The 23959-nt window shown below is 71.5% G+C and carries 20 protein-coding genes and 3 pseudogenes; 15 read left to right on the top strand and 8 right to left on the bottom strand.

Translation table 11 applies throughout. The annotated features are described in order from the left end of the window. Nucleotides 1–362 precede the first annotated feature (362 nt). Nucleotides 363–632, top strand: coding sequence for an isocitrate lyase/phosphoenolpyruvate mutase family protein (locus tag JF597_RS46215; RefSeq protein ID WP_294011169.1), 270 nt, complete (start codon nt 363–365; stop codon nt 630–632). Between the two features lie 65 nt (nt 633–697). Further along, nucleotides 698–823 (top strand): LuxR C-terminal-related transcriptional regulator, encoded by a 126-nt coding sequence (locus JF597_RS55860; protein ID WP_366916548.1) that lies wholly within the window; start codon nt 698–700, stop codon nt 821–823. Here JF597_RS55860 and JF597_RS46220 read toward each other — a convergent pair. The 6 genes from JF597_RS46220 to JF597_RS46245 all read right to left on the bottom strand — a co-directional run bounded on the left by JF597_RS46220 (nt 784) and on the right by JF597_RS46245 (nt 7240). Next, complete coding sequence (locus JF597_RS46220; RefSeq protein ID WP_294011171.1) at nt 784–1770, bottom strand: DMT family transporter; 987 nt, start codon at nt 1768–1770, stop codon at nt 784–786. The two genes, JF597_RS55860 and JF597_RS46220, sit on opposite strands and share 40 nt — an antisense overlap. Beyond that, nucleotides 1767–2312, bottom strand: a complete 546-nt coding sequence (locus JF597_RS46225; protein ID WP_294011173.1) for a MarR family transcriptional regulator — start codon at nt 2310–2312, stop codon at nt 1767–1769. The genes JF597_RS46220 and JF597_RS46225 overlap by 4 nt, the downstream gene beginning before the upstream one ends. A 162-nt stretch (nt 2313–2474) precedes the next feature. Beyond that, nucleotides 2475–3470, bottom strand: coding sequence for a type II CAAX endopeptidase family protein (locus JF597_RS46230; RefSeq protein WP_294011175.1), 996 nt, complete (start codon nt 3468–3470; stop codon nt 2475–2477). Between the two features lie 228 nt (nt 3471–3698). Further along, entirely contained in the window at nt 3699–6224 is a 2526-nt protein-coding gene (locus JF597_RS46235) for an FtsX-like permease family protein (protein WP_294011177.1), read from the bottom strand. A gap of 3 nt (nt 6225–6227) precedes the next feature. Next, nucleotides 6228–7001, bottom strand: coding sequence for an ABC transporter ATP-binding protein (locus JF597_RS46240; protein WP_294011179.1), 774 nt, complete (start codon nt 6999–7001; stop codon nt 6228–6230). Further along, nucleotides 6998–7240, bottom strand: a complete 243-nt coding sequence (locus tag JF597_RS46245; protein WP_294011181.1) for a hypothetical protein — start codon at nt 7238–7240, stop codon at nt 6998–7000. The genes JF597_RS46240 and JF597_RS46245 overlap by 4 nt, the downstream gene beginning before the upstream one ends. Nucleotides 7241–7410: 170 nt before the next feature. On the opposite strand from JF597_RS46245, the gene JF597_RS46250 reads away from it, so the two are divergent. The 6 genes from JF597_RS46250 (at nt 7411) to JF597_RS46275 (ending at nt 12935) form a co-directional block, all read left to right on the top strand. Beyond that, a complete protein-coding gene (locus JF597_RS46250) occupies nt 7411–8685 on the top strand; it encodes a sensor histidine kinase (RefSeq protein WP_294011183.1) in 1275 nt (424 codons plus the stop codon). Nucleotide 8686: 1 nt separating this feature from the next. After that, nucleotides 8687–9346, top strand: a complete 660-nt coding sequence (locus JF597_RS46255) for a response regulator transcription factor (protein ID WP_294011203.1) — start codon at nt 8687–8689, stop codon at nt 9344–9346. A 66-nt stretch (nt 9347–9412) separates the two neighbouring features. Next, entirely contained in the window at nt 9413–9778 is a 366-nt protein-coding gene (locus tag JF597_RS46260; RefSeq protein WP_294011185.1) for a hypothetical protein, read from the top strand. A 200-nt stretch (nt 9779–9978) separates the two neighbouring features. Beyond that, nucleotides 9979–10800, top strand: a complete 822-nt coding sequence (locus JF597_RS46265; protein WP_294011187.1) for an NADP-dependent oxidoreductase — start codon at nt 9979–9981, stop codon at nt 10798–10800. 68 nt (nt 10801–10868) lie between these two features. Next, nucleotides 10869–11552 carry an HdeD family acid-resistance protein gene (locus JF597_RS46270; RefSeq protein ID WP_294011189.1) on the top strand — a complete coding sequence of 228 codons (684 nt, stop codon included), beginning with the start codon at nt 10869–10871 and terminating at the stop codon, nt 11550–11552. Nucleotides 11553–11654: 102 nt separating this feature from the next. Further along, nucleotides 11655–12935: a diacylglycerol kinase family protein gene (locus JF597_RS46275; protein WP_366916547.1), complete on the top strand. Its 1281-nt coding sequence runs from the start codon at nt 11655–11657 to the stop codon at nt 12933–12935. Here the strand turns inward: JF597_RS46275 and JF597_RS46280 are convergent. Then, on the bottom strand, nt 12835–15309 hold the full coding sequence (locus tag JF597_RS46280; protein ID WP_294011191.1) for a SpoIIE family protein phosphatase: 2475 nt from the start codon (nt 15307–15309) through the stop codon (nt 12835–12837). The genes JF597_RS46275 and JF597_RS46280 overlap by 101 nt on opposite strands. A gap of 383 nt (nt 15310–15692) precedes the next feature. Between JF597_RS46280 and JF597_RS46285 the strand changes: the two are divergent. Continuing rightward, nucleotides 15693–16037, top strand: a pseudogene (locus JF597_RS46285) (TetR/AcrR family transcriptional regulator); the annotation flags it as partial. A gap of 146 nt (nt 16038–16183) precedes the next feature. On the opposite strand, the gene JF597_RS46290 reads toward JF597_RS46285, so the two are convergent. Then, nucleotides 16184–16819 carry a TetR/AcrR family transcriptional regulator gene (locus JF597_RS46290; protein WP_294011193.1) on the bottom strand — a complete coding sequence of 212 codons (636 nt, stop codon included), beginning with the start codon at nt 16817–16819 and terminating at the stop codon, nt 16184–16186. Nucleotides 16820–16956: 137 nt separating this feature from the next. Here JF597_RS46290 and JF597_RS46295 point away from each other — a divergent pair. From JF597_RS46295 to JF597_RS46320, 6 genes and pseudogenes are all read left to right on the top strand, one after another. After that, nucleotides 16957–18101, top strand: a pseudogene (locus tag JF597_RS46295) (VOC family protein). After that, nucleotides 18098–19036 carry a fumarylacetoacetate hydrolase family protein gene (locus JF597_RS46300; RefSeq protein ID WP_294011195.1) on the top strand — a complete coding sequence of 313 codons (939 nt, stop codon included), beginning with the start codon at nt 18098–18100 and terminating at the stop codon, nt 19034–19036. Before JF597_RS46295 ends, JF597_RS46300 begins: the two are co-directional and overlap by 4 nt. Beyond that, nucleotides 19033–20655 carry a bifunctional 3-(3-hydroxy-phenyl)propionate/3-hydroxycinnamic acid hydroxylase gene (locus tag JF597_RS46305; protein WP_294011197.1) on the top strand — a complete coding sequence of 541 codons (1623 nt, stop codon included), beginning with the start codon at nt 19033–19035 and terminating at the stop codon, nt 20653–20655. The genes JF597_RS46300 and JF597_RS46305 overlap by 4 nt, the downstream gene beginning before the upstream one ends. Beyond that, on the top strand, nt 20652–22685 hold the full coding sequence (locus JF597_RS46310) for an acetoacetate--CoA ligase (protein WP_294011199.1): 2034 nt from the start codon (nt 20652–20654) through the stop codon (nt 22683–22685). Before JF597_RS46305 ends, JF597_RS46310 begins: the two co-directional genes overlap by 4 nt. A gap of 49 nt (nt 22686–22734) precedes the next feature. Further along, entirely contained in the window at nt 22735–23358 is a 624-nt protein-coding gene (locus JF597_RS46315; protein WP_294011201.1) for a malonic semialdehyde reductase, read from the top strand. Between the two features lie 400 nt (nt 23359–23758). Then, nucleotides 23759–23959 (top strand): annotated as a pseudogene (locus tag JF597_RS46320) (hypothetical protein); the annotation flags it as partial.

The raw sequence follows: 23959 nt of genomic DNA on the forward strand, positions 1-23959 counted from the left end.
ACCAGGGCCACAGCGGTCCGCCTTTCCCCTGGGCACGGCTGGGACGACGCGCGCTCCACAGGGTCGCCGAGGACCTCGCCCTCGGCATCACCGACCACTGGACGAGCGGACACCGCTGTTTCCTCACCCTGGCTCATCGGTGGTCTTCCTCGGTCGACCCTTTTGAGGGACCAAGCTGGGAGCGTGGCACGAGTTTGACGAATGGAGTGGGTCACCGTCATCCGGCCCACCGGACCCGTACAGCGCGATGAGCGTCGGCATCCACGTCGAGGCGGCGTACCCGGCCGCTCGATCCGCCACTGTCTCCAACGACCACTTGGGAAAGGTTCGGTATGCCGGGCTCCGAAGTCTGTGAGAGATTCATGGCACCGCACGCCCGCGACGGTGGCCTCGTCATGCCGAACGCATGGGACGGCCCCTCGGCGCTGATGCCGGCCGATGCCGGTTTCGAGGCGATCGCGACATCGTCAGCGGCGCTCGCTGCCACGCTCGGCCGGTCCGACGGGCGACACGAAGTCACCCGTGGCGAGCACCTCGGGCACGCGCGGCTGATCGGTCGGCTCACCGGCTGCCCGTCGACGGAGCCTTCGGGGACGGCTACGGCGATGCGCCTGAAGACGCCGCTGCCTTGACCTTCGTCCAAACACCCACCCGGAAAATCCTCGTGCTCGTGAGTGAGGGGCTGCCGACAGACGAGATGGCGCCGAAACTCGTCATCGGCGCGGCGACTGTACATACGCACGTCTACCGGCCGAGGCACAAGCTCAATGTGCGCGACCGGGCTCAGCTCGTCTCCTTCGCCCACAGCTGCGGGTTGCTCTGAGCCTCACCGCCCTGCGGACGTGCCGCGCCCGATCCGGCTGACGGCTCGTCGGCCGCGGAGGTCCCGGACGTCGATCCGGGGACCTCGACCAGGAACATCGCCGTCACCACGAGGGCGCCGCCGGCCAGGGTGGAGAGGGTGAGGCGCTCGCCGCCGGCGAGCACGGCGAACAGGCCCGCGAAGACCGGTTCCATGGTGAGGATCACCGCGGCCTGGGTGGCCGTCACATGCTTCTGCGCCCAGGTCTGCACCATGTAGGCGAAGGCCGAGGCCAGCACCGCCGTGACCAGGACCGCCGTCCAGGCGCCGGCGCCGTGCGGGATCCGCACGCCGTGCGGGACGGTGCCGATCAGGCACATCAGCGCGGCGGTGGCCAGTTGGACCACGGTGAATGCGTAGGCGTCCCGCCCCGGGGACCAGCGTCCCAATGCCAGCAGATGCAGCGCGAAGCAGACGGCACACAGCAGGGTGAGCGCCTCCCCCGAACCGAACGAGGCACCGCTGAGCGTGATGAGCGCCAGGCCGGCGGTCGCGGTCAGTGCCGCCGTCCACGTGAGCGGGGAGAGGCGCTGGCGGAACAGCAGCCAGGCCAGGAGCGGGGTGAGGACGACGAAGAGGCCGGTGAGGAATCCGCTGACGGCCGCCGACGTGTGCTGCAGGCCCAGGGTCTGCAGGATGAACGCCACGCCCAGCAGGAAACCGGCCGCCGCTCCGCGCCCCAGTGTGCCGCGGTCGAGACGGCGGACGACCGACGGGCGGAAGGCGGCCATCACCACGGCGGCGATGGCGAACCGCCAGGTCAGGAAGGAGAAGACGGGCATACCGACGGTGGCGTCCTTGACGACCAGGAACGTGGCGCCCCAGACGGCGGTGACGAGCAGCAGCCCGACCACGGCGCCTGTCCGTAACCTGTTGTGGCCCGGCCGCAGCCGGAGGGACCTGTTCATGACGGTCCTTTCGTCCGGGCGGCGACCGCGGTGTCGACCGGGCACGACTGCTTGGGGCACTCGTCCAGGGCGCACATGCGGCAGATGCGCTGTCCGTGATCGGCGTCGGTGGTCAGATGGGCCAGCATCCGCGCGAGGAAGCCGGTCAGTACGGTTCTCTCGTCCGGCCGGAGCACGGACATCGCGTCGCCCATGAGACTGCGCCGCAGCTCCAGCAGCCGCTCGGCCTCACGTGTGCCCTCCGGAGTGAGGAAGACGGAAACCTTACGGCCGGTGGCGCCCGGCTCCCGTCGCGCCATGCCGTCGCGCTCCAGCCGGTCCACCAGCCGGGTGGCGGCGGACTGGGTCAGGCCGAGCGGGCCGGAGATCTGGTCGATGCCGGCGCCGGGCTCCTGCAACAGGTAGGTGAGGGCGGCCGGGGTGGCCCCGCTCTGCCCGGACGCGCCCTCGCTCGCCGTCCGCTGCGCGTCACCCAGTGCGGTGACCAGGGCACCCAGCAGGTTCCCCGTCCGGCGGTCCCCGGCCATGGAGTCCATACCCATGAATCCACCATGCATGACTCATGCATGAGTGTCAACGTCCCCCTCACAGGCGCACGGCCAGGCGGTGCCGGTGCAGCTCCTCGTAGTCCGGGAGCTGCCGGCGATGGAATTCCGCCGGTGCCGGACGGTTGTCCACGGCGAACTCGTACTCCGGCAGGGCGGTTACCCGCTCACGGTGCCCCCGCCGGATGGCCCCACCGGATTTACCTCATTCTGGGCCCGCGCCGGGAGTTGAACGCCGGCTCCACGGGCATCGCGTACCGTCGGGCAACCCAGTCGGCCGCGGGTGGCGATCAGCAGGACGGCGGCCGCGGCGGTGGAGCTGAGCAGGAAGGCGTGTGCGGCGTCTCCGGTGGACAGTGAGGGGAACATGTCGGACCAGGCCAGGGAGAAGAAGTTGTTGACGCCGCAGTGCAGCAGCATGGCCAGCGGCAGGCTCTCCCCGGTGCGGTTGAACACCCAGGTCATGACGGAGCTGAAGGCGATCGCGGTGGCGATGAACTCCAGGGGCGTGGTCCAGGACACCTGCGGCCAGTTGCCCCACTCGGTCATGAACAGCGGGAGATGCCAGGCGCCCCACAGCGGGCCGACGACGAGGGTGCCGAGCAGTGGGCCGTAGCGGCGCTGCAGGCGGGGCATGGCGAACTCGCGCCAGCCGGGCTCCTCGGCGAGGCCGGTGGTGATCATCTGCAGGAGCAGGCCGGGCAGGAACGCGGCCAGCACCGTGACAGGCGGCATCGCGGGGCCGCGGCCGGCCAGCGCGACCGTGGCGAGGGTCAACGCGGCGGGCACCGAGAACAGCACCATGAGGTACCAGCGCCGGCCGACCCGGAACTTGGTCATGCGACCGCGCCAGGCCCGCAGTCCAGGGCGTCCCTCGGAGATCCCGGTGACGAGGAGGGCCGCAGTGATCGGGCCGAGGTAGGCGCCGGGCAGGACGCCGAGGAGCTGGGTGGTGCCGCCGGCTCCGGGGAAGGCGAAGTGCCACAGGCCCAGGCCGTTCTCGGACAGGATGTACGGGGTCCACGCCGTCCAGCTCAGCAGGTAGGCGAGGGAGAAGAACCAGGTCAGGGGGCGGCGGCGGATGCTGCCTCGCAGGCCGGTCGCGCGGGCCGGGCGGGTCGGGCTTTCGGTGGTGACGGGGGCTTGGACGCTCACCGCGGGTCCCTTCGGAGGGGGCTGATGTGATGCGTCCAGCAGACCAGCGCCGCGCCCGCGGATCATTGCCGTGCGCACCCCAAGTGGTGGTACAGCAGGCTGTACTTGAGGGATCGTCAGCGGGTCGTCAACCCTGGCGGCCTGCCGTCTCCGTGCGCACCGCCGCCTCGGTGAGGGCCGTCGCAGTGCGCACGGTGCTGGCGACGGCCGACGTGGACGCGGGCCGAGTCACTGTGCGCGGACGGCGTCCGCGGGTGGGGTGCGCAGCGCCTGGCGGGTGGGGAGTTCGATGGTCAGGAAGGCCGTGACGGTGACCGTGAGCGCCAGCGCCGGCAGGAGCCAGACCGGGCCCGCGGGCCAGGGCCGACCGAGGAAGCCCTGGCCCAGGAGGGCGAGGGGGATCACGGACAGCAGCACCGCGCTGGAGAGTGCGGTGGCGGCGGTCACCGCGGCCTCGCGTCGCATCATCGCGCGGATCTGACGCGGTGTGGTGCCGTTCAGACGGAGGGCCCCCAGCTCGACCCGCCGCTGGGCAGTGGCGGCGACGAGCTTGTTGGCGATGCTGAGCAGCAGGTAGACGAGCAGGACCACGATGGTGGCCAGGTTGATCCACACCTCGGGCGGGGCATCCCGCAGACCACCGGTGTTCGTGGCGTGCGTGTCCTCCAGGTCCAGTCCCGGGCGGGAGGCGGCCAGGACGGTCAGGCCCTGCCGGGCCTTGTCCGTGCCGTCGGTGCGGATCAGGACCGACTGGTCGAGGCCGGTCGTGGTGTGTCCGGCCGCCAGGTCGTGGGAGAGGACGACAGTGCCGAAGCCCAGGCCGCGGTCGTAGACGGCGACGACCGTGGCCTCGACCGGGGTGCCGTCGCCGAGGACGAGACGCACCCGGTGGCCCACTTCCGCGGCGCGCGAGCGGGCGGCATCGCTGCTGACGGCGATGGTTGCGCCGCTGAGACGGTCCAGGTTCCCCTCTCGTACGTCGAGGTCGAGGACGTCCGACGCGCCCGGGGTGAGGATCATCGCGGAGCCGGACTCGGTCTCCGTGTCGCCGAACTGCTTGAACGGCCACACCACGGTCGTCGTGCCGACCGGCACCGCCGCCTCCACCCCGGGCGTCCCGCGTACGGCGGCGAGCGTGCCCTCGGGCAGTCCGCCCAGGGCCGGTGCGCTCAGGCGCTGCTGGGCGAGGGTGCCGGTGCGGGTGTCGTCGGTGGCGGCGGCCAGCACGGTGGTCTGGGTGAGGGTGTACGTCAGGACGAAGACAACCGCCATGGCCAGGGTGCTGACGATCCCCGCGTTGCGCAGGGCGTAGGCGCGGACGTTGGCCATCGCCAGCCAGGTGGGGGCGGAGACGCCGGAACGGGTGCGCCGGGCCGCCGCGTTCCCGATGCCCCGGACCAGCGCCGGGCCGGCCAGGGCCAGACCGATCGCCGCGAGGATGCCCGCGAGGGACGTGGCCGTCGCGCCGAGGACCGTACGGGAGAACAGCGGCACCGCGGACATGGTGGTCGCGGCCACGACGACCAGCAGGCCGATACAGGTCCGGATCCCGGAGGGGTTGCGCGGCTCACTGCGCGATTCGGCGACGGCCTCGGTGGCCGGCATGCGGGAGGTGCGCCAGGCCGAGCTCCTGGCCGAGACCTGGACGGCGAGGGCGATGAGGAGGACGGCCGCGAGGGCGGGCAACGGGCTGATCGTCAGAGGGAGTTCGGACGGGACGACACCGCGGTCCGCCAGCAGCCCGCGGAACTGCCCGGCCAGCAGATAGCCGAGCGCCACCCCCGGCACCAGAGCCACGGCCGCGACGACGGTGGACTGGGCGGCGGCAAGCCGCCGTATCTGCTGGGGAGTTGCTCCGACGGCCCGCATCAGGGCCAGGTCCCGGCGCTGCCCGGCGATCGACACGGCCAGCGCGCTCGCCGTGACGAAACCGGTGATCAGCAGGACGATCCCGGCCAGCGAGCCGGCGAGGAGGACCAGGAGGGAGCGGGACGCGCCCGCGCCGGGCGAGACGAGGTCCCCGCGGCCCGCACCGGTCGTCACCTCAAGGCCGGTGCCCTTCAGCTTCGTACGGACCTCGGCGGCGACGCGTTCCGCGGCGTCGGGTGCGGTACGCAGGCCGACCAGGTCGACACGGGCCGCGCGACCGGACAGCCGCACGGCCGTCGTATCGGCGAAGAAGACGCCCGCGCCGGGTGAGCCGACCACCGCCGAGACGCGGTAGTCGGCGGCGGCCCGTCCGGCGGCCACGACCTGGACCCGGTCGCCGACCGTCACCCCCGCCGCGGCCGCGGTGGCAGTGTCCACGGCGATCTCGCCGGAACCGGACGGCGCACCGCCCTCGACCCGCGGCGCGTCCAGCAGCTTCGTCGAGGACCAGCCATGCCCCGACGCCTGAGGATCCCCGGCCGCCACGACCCGTCCGTGGGCGTCGACGAGGGCGGCGGGAAAGCCGATGTCGCCGACCGCCTCGGTGACACCCGGCAGCCCGGTCAGTTCACCGGTCAGTCGGGACGGGACCGTACGGCGTTCCGGGAGCGCGATCGGCAGGTCCTCGACCGGATAGAACTCCTGGTCGGCCGCGACCACGACGTCCGCGCCGCCGAGGCGCCCGGCGGGCAGGTGCGAGCGCAGGCCGGACTCGGCCAGTACGCCGGTGCCGGTGATCAGTGCCGCGCCGCCGACGACCGCGCACGCCACGGCGATCAGCGCGGTGATCCGGTGTCGGACCATCTGCAGGGCAAGACGGAACATGACTCAGACCTCTCCCAACGCGACAAGCCGGTCGGCCAGTTGTGGGGCGGAGGGTGCCTCCAGGGCCTCGACCACCCGGCCGTCGGCCATCACCAGCACGTGGTGCGCCCGCGCCGCGGCGGCCGGGTCGTGGGTGACCATCACCACCGTCTGGCGCAGCTCGTCCACGAGATCACGCAGCAGGTCCAGGACCTCGTGGGCGCTGCGCAGGTCCAGCGCGCCGGTCGGCTCGTCGGCGAACACGACGGCCGGCTTGGCCGCCAACGCCCGTACGACGGCGGCCCTTTGCTGCTGTCCGCCGGAGAGCTCGGCCGGGCGGTGGGCGAGCCGTTCGGTGAGACCGACCCGCTCGACCAGGGTGCGCAGCCAGTCGTGGTCCGGGGTGCGTCCCGCGAGCCGCAGGGGCAGCGTGATGTTGTCCTCGATGGTGAGGGAGGGGATCAGGTTGTAAGCCTGGAACACGAACCCGATGCGCTCGCGACGCAGTTCGGTGCGGCGGGTCTCGTTCAGCCCGGCGATCTCGTGGCCGTCGATACGGATGCTGCCCGACGTCGGGGAGTCAAGGCCCGCGGCGCAGTGCATCAGCGTGCTCTTGCCGGAACCCGAGGGCCCCATCACGGCGAGGAACGTGCCGCGTTCCACGGTCAGCGACACCTCGTCGAGGGCGCGTACGCCTCCCGGGTACTCCTTGCCGAGCCGGTCCAGCACGATGGCCGGCGCGGAGGTGCGATCCACGGTCGTGGCCGGGCGCGGGGCGCCGGCGTGGACGGGCCTCATCGACGGCCCCGCAGGTTGCGCACGACGAGGATTCCGCCGCAGAGCACGGTGACCGCGCCGCAGGCCAGGTGCACCCAGGTGTTCGCCTCGCCGTAGGAGGCCGCCATGTTGGCGACCGCGCTGATCACCACCAGGATCCACAGCAGCGAGCGGGCGATCTCCCCGCGGGCGAGGGCGGGCGACGGTGTGCCGGGGGCGGCGTCGGCACCGGTCAGGCGGTAGGGGTCGTTGTTCGGCATGGGGCTTCCTCCCGAGGTCGGCTGTCGTCACCGACGCTATGGATCGCGGCCCCCCTCGGCCGATCCCGTAGCCCGCCCGGTTCGAGGTACAGCAGGCTGTACTCCTCGGCCTCCGGGCTGACGGCGAACGATCCTCCGGCATAAGGTCCTTCGCGACGAAGGGAGGACGTATGGCCATCCACCAGGACGCCGCGGCCGGGGACCCGAGTACGGGGCTCAAGGACAACGTCGTACGGGCCCTGAGCACCGCCGGCATCGCGATCGCGCAGCTCGCATCCGGACTCAATACCGCGTTCCTGGCCGTTCTCGTGCTGCTCTGGCTGGCCGTCACCGCCGTGACGAGCCTGGTCGGCGTAGGGCTGCTCATGGTGCCCGCCGTGCTGCGCGCCCTGCACTCCCTGGCCGGACAGGAGCGCGAACGGCTCGGCCGCCGGGGCCCCGCGGTCGTCGCCCCCGAGCCTCCGCCGACGCAGCTGCGGGCCGCCCTCGTCGATCCCGTCACTCGGCGGGAGCTGCGCTGGCTGGTCCGGCACGCCACCCTGGGGTTCCTGCTGGGGCTGCTCGGCGTCGTCCTGCCGATCTCCGCCGTGCGCGACAGCGCCTTTCCGCTGTACTGGAAGCTCATGCCCACGGACACGACCGCCTCGTCCGTGGGGATCGGCCACGCGCACTCCTGGCCGGACGCCCTCGCCGTCGCCCTGCTGGGCGTGGGCTGGATCGCGATCATCCTGGGGCTCGCCCCTGGCATGGCGCGCCTGCAGGCCGGGCCCGGACGCCGGCTCCTCGCCGCCGGCCCCGACACCGATCTCTCCTTGCGGGTCGCGGAGCTCACCGCCACCCGTGCGGCCGCCCTCGACGCCCACGCCACCGAACTGCGCCGCATCGAGCGCTCGTTGCACGACGGCACCCAGAACCGGATCGTCAGCGTCACCGTCCTGCTCGGTGCTGCCCGCCGCATGGTGGCCCGCGACCCGGCCGGCGCCGACGAACTCCTCGAACGCGCCCAGTCCGCCGCCGAGCAGGCCCTGTCCGAGTTGCGTACGGTCTCCCGGAGCATCCTGCCGCCGGTGCTGGACGACCGCGGGCTCGCCGGAGCGCTGTCCGGGCTGGCCGCGGAGTGCGCGGTGCCCTGCCGCGTCGACGTGGACGTACCCGAGCGGTGTGCCGCCTCCGTCGAGGCGACCGCCTACTTCGTCGTCGCCGAGGCCCTGACCAACATCGCCAAGCACAGCGCCGCCGGGCAGGCCGCGGTGACCGTCCGCGCTCGCGGGGGCCGTCTCCACCTGTGCGTCGAGGACGACGGCCGGGGCGGGGCCGACGAGGACGGCGGCTCCGGCCTGACCGGCATCCGCCACCGGATCGCGGCGCATGACGGCGCCCTCTCCCTGTCCAGCCCGCCCGGCGGCCCGACAACCCTGAAGGTGGATCTTCCCTGTGGATCGTGACCTGCGCCTCGTGATCGCCGAGGACGACCCGTTGCTGCGCGAGGGGCTCGCCCTGCTGCTGCGCGCCGAGGGGCTCGACGTGGTGGCCACCGCGGGCACCCCCGACGAGGCACTGGACGCCATCGACGCACACAAACCGGACGTCGCCATCCTCGACGTCCGGATGCCGCCGACCCACACCGACGAGGGGATCGTCGCGGCGGTCGAGGCCCGGCGCCGCCGCCCCGACCTCGCCGTCCTGGTGCTGTCCGCGTACGTCGAGCAGAGCTTCGCGACCGATCTGCTCGGCGCCGGCGTCGGCGGCCTCGGCTATCTGCTCAAGGAACGGGTCGGCCGAGTCGAGGAGTTCCTCGCCGCGCTGCACCGGGTGGCGTCCGGAGGCACCGCCATCGACCCCGAGGTCGTCGCCCAGCTCTTCACCCGCTCCCGCCAGGACACCCGCCTCGAACGCCTCAGCCCGCGCGAACGGGACGTCCTCGCCCTGATGGCCGAGGGACTGGGCAACGGCGCCATCGCCGAACGGCTGGTCGTCACCGACGGCGCCGTCCACAAACACATCCGCAGCATCTTCGCCAAGCTCGACCTGTCCCCCGCCGACCAGGTGGACCGGCGGGTCGCCGCCGTCCTGCGCTACCTGGAGGACCTGCGCCGACTGACGTGAGGACGGCGCCGCAGCGCGCTCAACGGCGTCGAGCGGCGCGGCACCAAGAGACGGGTCCGCGGCGCGGTGGAGCGCAGCTACCAGGTGCGCCCGGAGCAGGCGATGACAGACCCCGCGGCGCGGGCGGCGATGACACGGGACGACCACGAACGGGCGTTCACCACGTTCGCGACATCGTTGATGACGGACTTCGGCCGCTGTCTCGCCTACGAGGATGCCGATCCCCCCTCCGACGGCGTGGTCTACCGGCAGGCAGCCACCCGGCCCTGCTCGGCCAGCCGTCGGCGCAGCAGAACCGAGACGGCCCCGAACGACATGTCAGACGATCTTCGCCATGGACACCGGCCGACGACCAGCGCGAGTAACTCTCCAGACCCTCACACCAGACCCGTGACCAGCAACTTCATGATGCACACCACTCAATGCGGCTGAGACCACAAATGGCCTCTGTAAGGGATCCCGAGGGCGATACTGCTACCTGCTTTGGGTTTCCGGCCCGTACCTCCCGGTCGGTCGGACTGAGTGAGAGGACAAAGATCTGCCGTGAAGGCGTGCGGAGTGTCCGGGGCCGAGAAGGAAGTCGCCCTGCTGGAGTTGCCCGAACGTCATCTCCCGGGCGCGGTCAGATCCTGGTGGCGGTTGAGGCGGCCGGGGTCGGCCCGTGGGACGAACTGCTGAACGGCGCCGGCTGGGACGTGCGGCTGCGCCCCCCGGCGGCGCTGGGCGTGGAGGGCGCGGGGAAGGTGGTGGCTGTCGGCGCGGGTGTCACCGGGTTTGCCGTAGGCGACCGGGTGCTCGCACGCGAGGCCCCGCTGCCCGGGGGAAGCGGCTTCTGGGCCGAACGCGTTCTGGTCAACGCGGATCACGCGGCAGCCTGCCCACCCGGGCTGGACGCCGTGCACGCGGCGGCGCTGCCGGTCAACGGACTCACCGCGTTGCAGGCCCTGGAGAAGCTGGACCTCAGCCGGGGACAGCGGCTCCTGATCACCAACGGAGGCGGGGCCACCGGAGCCCTGGCCGTCCAGCTCGCCGCGGCCAAGGGCATCGAGGTGACCGCGACCGCGTCTGCTGCCGCCGCAGAGCGCCTGCTTGGTCTGGGAGCGATGGAGGTCGTCGACTACCACGACCCGAACTGGTCGGCCAAGGTACACGGCGGGTTCGACGCCGCTCTCATCGTCGCCACCGGCACGGCGGACGCCGCCCTGCCCTTGGTGCGGGACGGCGGCCGACTGTGCTCATTGACCTCGGACGCACCTGCGGAGGAACGAGGCATCACGACGGCGGGCGGTCCGCACGAGTCCGTGTCGGCGGTCAGTCGGCGTTCTCCGTCTCCGACCGCGTCCAGCCCAGGGGGAGTGACGCGTGAAAAGCGCGGCCCCGTGCCCACGGGCGCGGCCCCGTGCCCGCGCCCGTGGGACGACAGCGGCACGCTCCGTCTCCGTCGAGCGGTATGAGGCCGATCGGGTGACGATGGACGAGTAGAGCTCGCTCGCCGCACTGCTCTCAGGAAGTGGCAGGTCTCATGACATCTTCGTCCGATTCCTCGAACTCCGTTCCCCCGCTCGGCGCCGAGCCACGTGAGGTGCCCCTGGCCGGAGGCATGGCCGCCCTGGCCAACATGGGCTGGCAGATCCTGCTCACCATGGGTGTCGCCACCATCGCCCTGGGCGTCGTCGCCCTGGTCTGGCCGGGCGCGACGCTGCGGGTGGTGGGCGTGATCTTCGGTGTCTACCTGCTGGCCACCGGTGTATTCGAACTGGCCGGTGCCTTCGGTGCGCACGTCCCTGGGTATCTCCGGGTGCTGCACTTCCTCACGGGCGCGCTCTCGATCCTGCTGGGGTTGATCTGCTTCCGGGGAACTCTGCAGTCGATTCTGCTGCTCGCCCTGTGGATCGGCTTCAGCTGGCTGCTTCGGGGCACCTTGGAGACAGCTGCGGCAGCGTCCGCTCCGGACATGCCGGCGCGCGGCTGGCACGTGGCCTTCGGCATCATCGGTTCTCTGGCGGGCATCGTGATGATCGTCATGCCGTTCGCCTCGATCGGGGCACTCACTCTGGTAGTGGGAATCATGGCCATAGTTGTCGGTCTGACGGAGGTGGTCCGCGCCGTCAGGACGCGCGCCGAGATCGGCCGTCTGGCTCCGGCCACAGCCACAGCTACCCGGCGGCGCCCCATGTTCCACAGCCGTCCGCACCCACAGCACTGACCGGCCGCCCAAGCCGGCCGCAAGCCGGTGCCGTGGAACATGCCGGCGGGAGGAGATCCGGGCGATGAACGCTGCTGATCGGCTCTCGCCGTGACGGGGGGCGTGCCCGAGCCGGTGGCCGCGGCGCGACGGCCTTATCTGATCGTGAACCCGCACTCCGGAGGGGGGAAGGCGAGTCGGTTCCGGATCGTGGAGAAGGCCTGTGCGTTGGGGGCTCAGGTGCTTCTGCTCGACCCGTCCCAACCGCAGAGCCTGGCGGCCCTCGCGCGGCGCGCGCTGGACGACGGTGCAGATCTGCTGGGGGTGGCCGGCGGGGACGGCACGCAGGCGCTCGTCGCCGGGATGGCCGCGCAGAGTCGTGTTCCGTTCCTGGTCGTTCCGGCTGGTACCCGCAACCACTTCGCGATGGACCTCGGTCTCGACCGCGCGGACCCTTCAGCCGCCCTGGAGGCGTTCACGGACGGTGCCGAGCTGCGCGTGGACCTGGGGTTCGCGGGCGAGCGGGTGTTCGTCAACAACGTGTCGTTCGGTGCGTATGCCGCCCTGGTGCAGGATCCGGCCTACCGGGACGACAAGATCGGGACGGCGGCTCGGATCCTCCCTGAGTTTCTGGCCCGCCACGAGGGTCCGGAGCTGACCGTGCGCGTCGGTCTGCTCACGGTCGAGGGGCCGGATGCCGTGCTGGTGAGCAACAACCCTTACCAAGTGGACGATCCGGCCGGGCTCGGCAGGCGTCCGCGGCTGGATGCCGGTCTGCTGGGTGTGCTGGCTGCCAGGGCCGAGACCCCCGCCGAAACGGCCGCTCGGTTCCTCGGTGGGCAGACGCACGGCCTGACCCATCTCGCCACACCCGACGAGGTCGTCGTCCACGCAGATGTCCCGGCCGTACCCGTCGGCCTGGACGGCGAAGCCGTCACCCTGCCGACTCCCGTTCGGTGCTGGATCAGTCCCGGGGCGCTGCGCGTACGGGTCCCCCGCCATCGGCCGGGTGCCACGCCCGCTGGGCGGCCGCCCGACGAGTCCGTCATCGGGCGGCTGGCCTCGACGGTCGGCCGAGTGGTGCACAGCCGGCAGCCGGCTGACGGCGCCACGTGGTGCGCTGGGAAGCAGGTCCCGGAGCCGGGTTCCCGGACGGCCCGGCCCCTTTGGGTGTGCGTTCTTTCCTTGGCCTTTCCTTGGCCTTTCCTTGGCGGCCTTTCCTTGGCGGAGGGCGCCGAGGCGACAGGTCCGCGTCCCCGGGCGGTTGCCGACCGGCCGCCGGCGGGTGCCGCCGCTCGGAGCGTCACCGTGCGACGGCAACGGAGGGCACGTCCTGTTCGGCCCAGACGACCTTGCCGTTCGATGCGGAGCGGTAGCCCCACCTACGCGACAGGCGAGCGATGAGGAAGAGGCCGCGGCCCCTCTCGTCGAGGGTGCTCGGATGCCGGGGGCGTGGACGGCTGGTGCTGTTGTCGGAGACCTCGCAGGTCAGGACCTGGTGCCGGATGAGCCGGAGGCGGACCGGCCCGCTTCCGTAACGGATGGCGTTGGTGACCAGTTCGCTGACGATCAGTTCCACGGTGGGCAGGAGATGCTCCAGCTGCCATGCGCTGAGCTGGCGGGCGGCCAGGTGCCGGGCGGTGCGGACGACGGTCGGCACGTTCGGCAGGTCCCAGGACGCGACCTGGGCCGACTGCAGCGCGCGGGTACGCACCAGGAGCAGGGTGACGTCGTCGGAGTGTGCCGAGGCCGGCAAGGTCTCCACCACCTGCGAGCACAGGTCCTCCAGCGACCGGCCGGACTGGGTCAAGGCCGCGCTCAGGCGCTGCAGGCCGATGTCGATGTCGTCGTCGCGGGACTCGACCAGGCCGTCGGTGTAGAAGGCGAGGACACTTCCCTCGGGCAGTTCCAGTTCCACGGACTCGAAGGCGAGCACCCCGAGGCCGAGGCCGAGCGGGGCTCCGGCGGGCAGGTCGGGGAAGGTGACACAGCCCTGCGGGTCGATGATCGCGGGCGGGGGGTGCCCGGCCCGCCCCATCACGCACCGCCGGGTCACCGAGTCGTAGACGGCGTAGAGACAGGTGGCGCCCACCATCGCGGGAGCCTGGGCGTGGCTTTCGTCGTCGACCTCGTTCTCGTCGTTCAGCCGGCGGACCGTGTCGTCGAGGTGCGCCAGCAGTTCGTCGGGGGGAAGGTCCAGGTCCGCCAGTGTGCGCACGGCGGTGCGCAGCCTGCCCATGGTCGCCGCGGCGTTGATGCCGTGTCCCACCACGTCGCCGACGACGAGGGCCACGCGGGCGCCGGACAGCTCGATCACGTCGAACCAGTCACCCCCCACCCCGTGCTCCATGTCGGCCGGTACGTAGCGTGAGGCCACCTCCACGGCGGCGCCGCCCCGTACCCGGTGGGGGAGCAGGTCGCGCTGGAGCGTGAGGGCCGCGGTGCGCTCCCGGGCGTACTGCAGGGCGTTGTCCAGGCAGAGCGCGGCCCTTGTGACGAGCTCCTCGGCGAGCAGGAGGTCGTCCTCCTGGAACGGCGCCGGCTCCTCGGAACGGCCGAAGATCGCCAGCCCCAGCACGCATCGCCGCGCGTGGACGGGGACGATCATCAACGAGTGGACCCCGCTGTCACGGAGCTTCTGCGCCCGAGTCGGGTCCTGGTGGACCCACGGACTGAGATGGGCGTCCATGTCCAGCACCGGGACCAGGCGGGATCTGCCCGTGCGCAGTACGTCGGCGAACGGCGAGGCGGGGTGGATGTGAATCAACTCTTCGCGTGCCCAGGGCAGTTCCAGCATGCCGAGCTTGACGGAGGCCAGACCCGCGCGGCGCAGCGCAGGAGGGCGGCCGTTCGCCGTGCCGATCCGTGCCGAGGGCTCCAGGACGAGCGGAACCGACTCCACCAGGTCGACGAGGGCGTGGTCGGCCAGCAGGGGCACGGTGAGGTCGGCCAGTTCCTGCCCGGTCTGCATGACGTCGAGGGTGCTGCCGATGCGCGTGCTGGCTTCGCCGAGGATGGCTTGGCGTTCGCGCGCGCGTCGGTTGCCGGTGACGTCCACGCTCATGGAGCAGACCCCCAGTGGCTCGCCGGCCGCGTCCTGGAAGCAGAAGAACGAGGCCGAGAAGACGTGCTCGTGGCGCCGGTCCGCGGGTGGCCACGCTCGGAACTCGTGGACCGTGCTGGTGCCGCTCTCCAGCACTCGCTGCATGACCACCTCAAGCGCTTCGGCCTCGAAGCCGGACAGCGAGTCCCGCAGACGGCACCCGATCCGTTGGGCACGGGGAACGCCGTCGTGGAGTTCCATGGCGTCGTTCACCCACATGCAGCGCAGCTGCAGGTCGCGGACGACGATGCCGATCGGTGCGTGAGTGAGCAGTGACTCGCGAAGCGATCCGTTCAGCGAACCTGAGGAGAGCCCGCCTATGTCGGTCACGCATACCAGCCACCGATGGCTTCCGTTCTCTCCCCACAGCAATGAGACCCGCAGCGTCAAGGTGAGCGTGTGACCGTCGCGGTGGCGGACCGTCATGGTGCCGGACCAGCCGCCCTGGGCGCGGCACCGCTCCGCGAGCGCTCTGGCCTTCGCGGCGTCCTGGCTGAACGGCAGTACCCGTGCCGCGGGCCGGCCCACGACCTCCCTGGCCGAGTACCCGACCAACTGCTGGGCGGCCTGAGTCCACCCGACCACCGTCCCTTCCTCATTGATCATGGCTATCGCCGCGTCGGGTGCCTCGCTCGGCTTCACCGGCTCGACGAGCTTCGATCGATTGGTCTTCATTGGGTTCATCCCTTCCTGCGCATGGTGCGGATTGCGTTGGCATGCCCTGTGGCAGGCCGATCCGCGGCACGGCAGTGGTGGCAGGCGAGCCACGAGGTGTCGGATCAGGGCTCCGGCCCGCCTGTGGCGTACCGGGGATGCGACAAATCGCCCATGCCATCCCCAGGAGCCATAAGCACGACATGGTCGTCAGTGTAGGTTATTTCTGATGAAAGCGTCACTCATGACAGCTTCATCGTCAAGGGGCTCGCAGAATTGATCAAACGATCAGATATGCGAGCAGTCGCGGGCAGGTCACCGCCGGGTGAGGAACGTCGACCGCAGTGGCGGCCGGGCCTGTGACCGCAATGAGGAGACATCCAGAGTTGTGCCATCTGGGGGGCGTGCTCATGTCAGTTCCACCCGGCAATCGACTCGATCGCCGTCGTACCGAGACCCGGCAGGCACTCGTCCGCGCCGCGCGGGAGATCCTGGCGGAGTCCGGCGACACCAGCGCCGGCATCCGGGCCATCGCAGAGCGCGCGGACGTGGGGTTCGGCTCCTTCTGCAGCCACTTCGGCTCCAAGCCGGAACTGTTCGACGCGGCCGTCCACGACGCGATGGAGGAGTTCGCCCAGGCCATCGACGAGCGCCTGCACGGCGTCGGCGATCCCGCCGAACGCCTCGCCGCGGGTCTGCGGCTCAGCGCACTCCTGGCCGGGTCGCACCCGGAGATCATGCGGATCCTGTGCCACAGCGAGCTCGGCCGTATATGCGCCGGCCGTCCGAGCAGTGGAGAACGAACCCCGCGACCGGCTCAGCGGACCGTGTGGTCGACGTTCACGTGCTTCCACGGCTTTGGGGCGCGTAGCCGGGGGTTTCGGCGGCTGCGCGGTCAGCCGAGGTCCGGCAGCGGGCGCCGGGTGACCTCACGGGCGTCCTCCGGGGGGACGCCGAGCATGCGCAGGACCATGTCCGCCAGCTCGGAGGCGACCTCGTCGCCGTCGAGAGCGGGGCGGTCCAGCCGCAGGGCGACGAGGGACATCAGGGTGCCGCCCACGGCGGACAGCGCGAGGGTCGCGTTGCCGCAGGTGAAGCGGCCAGAGGCGATGCCGATCTCCAGATCGCGCAGGGCGCGCGGGGAGAGGCCGCGATCGGAGTGGATGTAGCCCAGACCGCGGTCCCGCAGGATCCGCATGAGTTCCGGGTGTGAGTCGGCCATCCTGGCCGTGAGCCGGAAGCCCGCGGCCAGGAGCTCGGCCGGGTCGTCGATTCCCAGTACGCGCGCGTCGATGACCTGCCCGAACTCCTCCAGCGCGTCCGTCACCGCGGCGTCGAACAGCTCCGTCTTCGACTCGAAGTGGTTGTAGAAGGATCCGAAACCGACGTCCGCGCGCTCGGCGATGGCCTGGATGCTGGCGCTGGTGTCCCCGGTCTCGGCGAGGATCTGGCGGGCCGCCCGGACGAGCGCGTGACGGGTCTCGGCGCGGCGCCGCTCGAATCGGTTCTTGGGCGGGGCTGGCGTCGGCATACCGCTCAGTGTAACCGCCGCGAAGAGGACTCTGGCATTACTGATGAGATCCTCAACTATTTGGCCTCACTCTATTGACGATGAGTATGAGTAAAGTTGATGATTTCCTCATTACGGCAGTGTTGCTAGGAGGGCACATGTCCCTGACCCCCGTTAACAGGTCCGATCCGCCGACGCCCCACACCGATCTCCACAGCGAGCAGGGGGCCCTGCGCGGTGAGCATCCCGGCCGGTCCCGGAACCCGGTGATCAAGGTGGTGGACCTGGCCTGGCTGGAGTTCGAGAAGCCGGACCTGGAGCGGGCCGAGGTGTTCGCGCGCGACTTCGGGTTCGCGGTCGCCGCCCGCACCGAGGAGGCGCTGTGGCTGCGCGGCACCTTCGCGGGACCGCCCTGCATGGTCATCCGGCGCGGGCATGCGTCCCGGTTCGTCGGGCCGGCGTTCCGCGCGGCCGAGCGTGCCGACCTCGACCGGCTGGCCGCAGCCACCGGACATACCGCCCGGGACATCAACGTCCCGGGCGGAGGGAAGTCGGTCTCCCTGCTCGACCCCGCCGGCCTCCCGGTCCGGGTGGTGCACTGCGCCGAACAGCTGCCCGCGCTGCCCGAGCAGCCGCCGCTGATCCTCAACACCGGCACCGAACCCCGTCGCACGAACACCACCCAGCGTCCGCCCCGGGAGCCGTCGCGCATTCAGCGCCTCGGTCATGTGGTGCTGGAGACCCGGTCGTTCATCCGCACCCTGGACTGGTACCTGGACACCCTCGGGATGATCGTGTCCGACTTCCTGTTCCTGGACGGGCAGCGTCAGCGCGGGCCGACCATGGCGTTCATCCGCTGCGACCAGGGCAGCCTGCCCGTGGACCACCACACCTTGGCCCTGCACCTGGGGCCCGGCACCGGTTACGTCCACTCCGCGTACCAGGTCACCGACCTGGACTCGATCGCGGCCGGCGGGGAGTACCTGGCCGAGCGCGGCTACCGGCGCAGCTGGGGGATCGGCCGGCACATCCAGGGCAGCCAGCTCTTCGACTACTGGCGCGACCCCGACCGCTTCATGCTGGAGCACTTCGCCGACGGCGACCTGTTCTCCTGCGACCTCGAACCAGGGTGGGCGCCGATGTCGGCGAGCGGACTGGCCCAGTGGGGCCCGCCCGTCACGCGTGACTTCCTGGGCGCGAGCCCGTCACCGCCAAGCTGCGCGAGGTCATGACGGCCCTGCGCGGCGACAACGAACTGGACCCCGCACGCCTGCTGGGCCTGATGAAAGCGATGAGCTCATGAGCACCAACGTTGTGCGCACCCCCGACGGCTGGTGGGCCGTCCGGGACGAGCGCGCCGTCCGCATCGAGACGAAGGCCGTCACCACCGCCGAACTCCTCGCCGACCGGGACGCGGTCCGCGAGGCCGCCGCCTCCACCGACGCCGGTACGCCCGTCGCCGACCTGGTCGCGCTGCCCCCGGTCACCACTCCCTGCCGGGTGGTCGCCCAGATGGTCAACTACCGCAGCCATGCCAAGGATTCGGGGTTCACCGGCGACATCCCGCCCACCTTCTTCCGCAAGGCGTCCGGCTCGGTCAGCGGCCCGCACGACACGATCGTCCGCCCGGCGCACGTGAAGTTTCTCGACTACGAGGTGGAACTCGGCCTCGTCATGGGTGCGACCCTGCCGGTGGGCACCGTGGTCGAGGAGGGGGACCTGCCGCGTTATGTCGCCGGCCTGGTTCTGACCAACGACGTCAGCGCCCGTGACGTGCAGCTGACCAAGACGCAGTTCTACGAGAGCAAGTCCTACCCGACCTTCACCCCGACGGGTCCCTACCTGGCCCTGCTGGAGCCGGAGGACTTCGCCCATCTGCTGAACCTGCGGCTGCGGCTGAACGTCAACGGCGTGCCGCGCCAGGACCGCACGCTCGCCGACATGATCGTGCGGCCCGCGCAGGCGCTCACCCTGCTCGCCCGTTTCCAGACCCTCGACCCGGGCGACCTGCTGCTGACCGGCACGCCCGGTGGTACCGCTCTGAAGGCTCCGCCCGCGCCGGTTGCGAAGATCAGCGCGCTGCTGCCGCCCGCGGTGAGGTGGAAGGCGTTCTTCAAGAACCAGGCCAAGAACCTCCGTTACCTGCGCGACGGTGACCTCGTCACCGCCACGATCGGCACCCCGGACGGGCGGATCGACCTCGGCGAGCAGCGGACCCCCGTCAGGGACGCGCCATGAAGGCCGCAGACCGGAGACCGGTGGTGATCATCGGCGCCGGACCGGTGGGGGTCACGGCCGCCCTGCTGCTCGCCCGGCACGGCGTGCCCAGCCTCCTCCTCGAACGCCACCGGGACATCTACCCCCTGCCACGCGCCGTCGTCGCCGACGACGAGATCTGCCGGATCCTGCAGAGCGTCGGCATCCACGAGGAGTTCGCAGCGGTCTCGCGCCCGGCGCCGGGGCTGCGGCTCCTGGATCCCCGGCACCGGGTGATCACCGAGTTCCCGCGATCGCTGCAGGGGCACCACGGTTTCCCGCAGACCAACATGTTCGACCAGCCCGCGCTGGAACGCCTGCTGCGCCAGGCCCTGGCGCGCCGCCCCGAGTGCGAGCTGTGGAGCGGGGTGGAGGCCGTGTCCATCACGCAGGACACCGACGGGACGGCGCCGGTGCGGGTGACCTTCCGCCGCGACGGCAGCGACGAGGACGAGCACGTCTGGGCCGACGCCGTCCTCGGCTGCGACGGTGCCGGCAGCCTCACCCGCGAACACGTCGGCGCCGTCTGGGAGAACCTGCACTTCGAGGAGAGCTGGCGCGTCATCGACGTGCGCACCAGCCTCTGGGTGAACAGCTGGGAGGGCGCCGAGCAGATCTGCTGCCCCACCCGGCCGGCCACCTTCATGCGCATCGGCGAGGACCGCTACCGCTGGGAGTTCCGGCTGGACGACGACGAGCGTCTGGACGGCGCGGACGGGCGGGAGCGCCTGCGCGAGCTGGTCGCGCCCTGGGTGGACCTGCCGTCCGACGGTGCACAGGGCGAGGACTTCGAGGTGGTCCGGCAGGCGCAGTACACCTTCCGGGCCCGCCTGGCCGACCGGTGGCGCAAGGGGCGGGTCTTCCTGCTCGGCGACGCCGCGCACCTCACCCCGCCCTTCGTCGGACAGGGACTCTGCGCCGGCCTGCGCGACGCCTACAACCTCACCTGGAAACTCGCCCGCGTCCTGCGGCAGAGCGCCCCCGACGGGCTGTTGGACACCTACGAGCGCGAGCGCAAGCCGCACGCACGCCACCTGATCCGGGTCGCGGTCGCCGTCGGCTGGGCCATGACCGGCGGCCAGGACCGCGGCGCGGCATTCCGCCGGGCCGTCGTGGGGACGGCCTGCCGCATCCCCGGCGTGACCGCGGCGGTGAGCCGCGACCTCAGCCCCGCCCTGACGGCCGGTCCACTCGTGCGGCGCCGTCCCGGGCCGGCCGGCCGCGCGCTGGCCGGCACCTTCTGCCCGCAGCCCTGGGTACGGCACGCCGGCGGGCGTGTCCGCCTCGACGACGTCCTCGGAGACTCCTTCAACGTCCTGACCACCGTGCCGCCCACGGCGCGGATGACGGCCGTGGCCACGGCACTGGGCGCACCCCCGATCCACATCGACGACCTGGGCGACGACGGCATCATGGCCGCCTGGCTGGCACGCGGCCGGGCGGACGCCGTCCTGCTGCGCCCCGACCGCGTCGTCATGGACACCGTCCCCGCCGGCACCGGCGACTTCACGGGCACCGCCGCCTGGGCACCCCTGCTGCACACGGCCCGCCGTACCGTCGACGCCCGGCCCGTCCCTCCGCCGAGGAGCGCCACACCATGACGATCACGCACCCCACGCCCCGTCCGGAACCCTTCTTCACGCCCGCCCCGGAGGCGGCCGCCCGCAGCCGCATCGCGGACTTCGCCCGCTGGGCCGCCGGGCAACAGCGCGCCGAAGGGATCCAGGACCCCACCGACTACCAGGCCCTGCACCACTGGTCCGTCACTGACCTGGAGGGATTCTGGGCCGCGGTGTGGGAGTACTTCGAGGTGGACGCGACCACCCCGTACGAGCGGGTGCTGGCCGAGGAGACCATGCCCGGCGCGCGCTGGTTCGCCGGCGCCACCCTCAACTACACCCACCACGCGCTGCGCAACCTGCACCCGGACGCGCCCGCCATCACCGCACTGGACGAGACGGGAGCCGGCTACGAAATCACGGGCCGGCAGCTGCGAACCCAGGTCGCCTCGGTCGCCGCCACCCTGCGCGACCTGGGCGTCCGACAGGGCGACCGGGTGGTTGGCTACCTGCCCAACACCCCGCACGCCATCGTCGCCTTCCTCGCCACGGCCAGCCTCGGCGCGGTGTGGTCGGTGTGCGGCCAGGACTACGCGCCCAAGGCCGCCGCCGACCGCTTCGCCCAACTCGAACCCACAGTGCTGATCACGGCGGACGGTTACCTCTTCAACGGCACCCGGCACGACCGCCGTGCCGCCGCCCGCGAACTGGCCGCCGCCCTGCCCACGCTGAAGGGCACGGTGCTGGTGGACCACGTCGGCCTCGCATGGCCCGACGACGGGCACCCGGGGCCGGAGGTTCCCTGGGAGGACGCGGCCACGCGCACCGAGTACCTCACCATCGCCCCGGTGCCGTTCGACCACCCCCTGTGGATCGTCTTCTCCTCCGGCACCACCGGCCTGCCCAAGGGCATCGTCCACGGCCACGGCGGCGTCCTGCTCGAACACCTCAAGATCCTCGGCCTGCACTGCGACCTGGGCGTGGGGGACCGCCTCCTGTGGTACACCACCACCCACTGGATGATGTGGAACCTGGTCGTCTCCACCCTGCTGACCGGCGCCACCACCTGCACCTACGACGGCAGCCCCGCCCCGGTGGCCCGCCCGGACGTCCTGTGGGAGCTGGCGGCCCGCCACAAGGTCACCGTCTTCGGCACCAGCCCCCAGTATTTGCTGGCCATGGCCAAGCTGGGCATCGAACCCTCCACGCACGACCTGTCGGCCATCCGGGCCATCGGCAGCACCGGCTCCGCCCTGCCCGCCTCCGCCTACCCCTGGATCCGCGACCACGTGGGCACAGGTGTCCAGCCGGCCTCCACCAGCGGCGGCACCGACGTCGTCTCCGCCTTCGCCGGCAGCGCCCCCACCACCCCCGTGTGGGCGGGGGAGTTGTCCGCCCCCAACCTCGGCGTGGCGCTCGCGGCGTACGACGGCGCGGGACAGCCGGTCGTCGACCAGGTCGGCGAACTGGTCGTCACCCGCCCCATGCCCTCCATGCCGCTCCACTTCTGGAACGACCCCGACGGCAGCCGATACCGGGACACCTACTTCGGTGCCTATCCGGGCGTGTGGCGGCACGGCGACTGGATCACCCACACCTCCCACGGCTCGGTGATCGTCCACGGCCGCTCGGACGCCACCCTCAACCGCAACGGCGTGCGCCTGGGCAGCGCCGACATCCATGACCTGGTCGAACGCCTTCCCGAGATCACCGAGGCCCTCGTCATCGGCGCGGAGGAACCCGACGGCGGCTACTGGCTGCCGCTCTTCGTGGTCCTCGCCGACGGGACCGACCTGGACGACGCCCTGCGCGAGAAGATCCGCGACGCCATCCGCACCGGCGCCTCACCCCGCCATGTCCCCGACGAGATCCTCGCCGTGCCGGCCATCCCGCACACCAAAACCGGCAAGAAACTCGAAGTCCCGGTCAAGCGCCTCCTCCAGGGCGCCCCCGCCGAGCAGGTCCTCAACCCCGCGGCGGTCGACAACCCCGAACTGATCTCGTACTTCGCCCGGTTGGGCGCGGCGCGAGACAGGCGACCGACAGACCCCGCCGTCGGCCAGCCCCAGTAGAGGCCGTCCCCGGCCACGTCAGTCCGTACAACCAGGTAAGAGAGAGACAGTGAGCATCACCGACCGCGAACCGCAGACCCTCGACGCCCTCGACGACGCGGGGCGCAAGCTGCTGTTCACCGAGGCCCGCACCGTGAACGCCTTCGCCGAAACCGCCGTCGCCGACGACGAACTGGCCAGGGTCTGGGAACTCGCCCGCTGGTCGCCGAGCGCCGCCAACGGCCAGCCCCTGCGGGTGCTCTTCGTACGTACCCAGGAAGGCAAGGAGCGACTGGTCCGGCACCTCGACGAGGGCAACAGGGCGAAGACGCTGCAAGCGCCGGCTGTGGCGGTCCTGGCGTACGACGTCGACTTCCACGAGCAGATGCCGACCGTCTTCCCGGCCCGCGGGGAGATGCTGCGGGCGGCGTTCGCCGACCAGAGCGAGAAGCGCGAGCACATCGCGGGCTACAACGCGGCACTGCAGACCGGGGTCTTTCTGCTCGCGGTGCGCGCGGCGGGGCTCGCGGCCGGTCCCATGGCGGGCTTCGACAGGGCCGGCGTGGATCAGGAGTTCTTCGCGGACACCAGCTGGCGTTCCCATCTGGTGGTCAACATCGGTCACCCCGGCGCCGACCCGTGGTTCCCGCGGCTGCCCCGCGTGCCCGTCGAAGACGCTGTCGCCTGGGCCTGACATCCGTCGCGGGCGCCGGTGCTCTGCCGGGCACCGGGAGACGGCCGCATGATCCAGCCCACAGTGAGACAAGTTGACTCATAGAGGGGTTGTGAGTCAATCTGTCTCACAGGGGTGGTCGCGGGGGGTCCGCGCAGGGCGGGTCCCGTGGCTGCCGGCAGATGGCGTTCATGCCACCGCATGGGCGCACGAGCTCTTTTGGAGAAACGATGACCGCGACGCTCACGAAGAAGGCGGGCAAGGGCCGCACCGACGGGGTCGTCTCCGAGCTGGCCACCTACTTCCACATCAAGCCGGGTCATGAGCAGGAGGTGCGGGCGGCGGTCGCGCGGTTCGTGAGGAGCTGCGCCGCCAGGAGCCGGCGCGGACCATCAAGACCGGTCTGCGCGACACCCGGCACGTGGTCTTCGACGGCGGCAGGATGCTGCTGTGGGCCACCACGTTCGAGACGGAGTGGGACCCCTACGTCGACGACGCGATCCTGACGGTGGGCTTCGAGCACTTCGCGGACTGGCTGCAGCACGCCACCGAGTGGGACGACCTGTTCGCCTGGGTGGAGGAGGCCGGCGGCATGACGGCGCTGACCGACATGAGCCGCCCG

The organism is Streptomyces sp. (assembly GCF_019510245.1).
Taxonomy (GTDB): domain Bacteria; phylum Actinomycetota; class Actinomycetes; order Streptomycetales; family Streptomycetaceae; genus Streptomyces.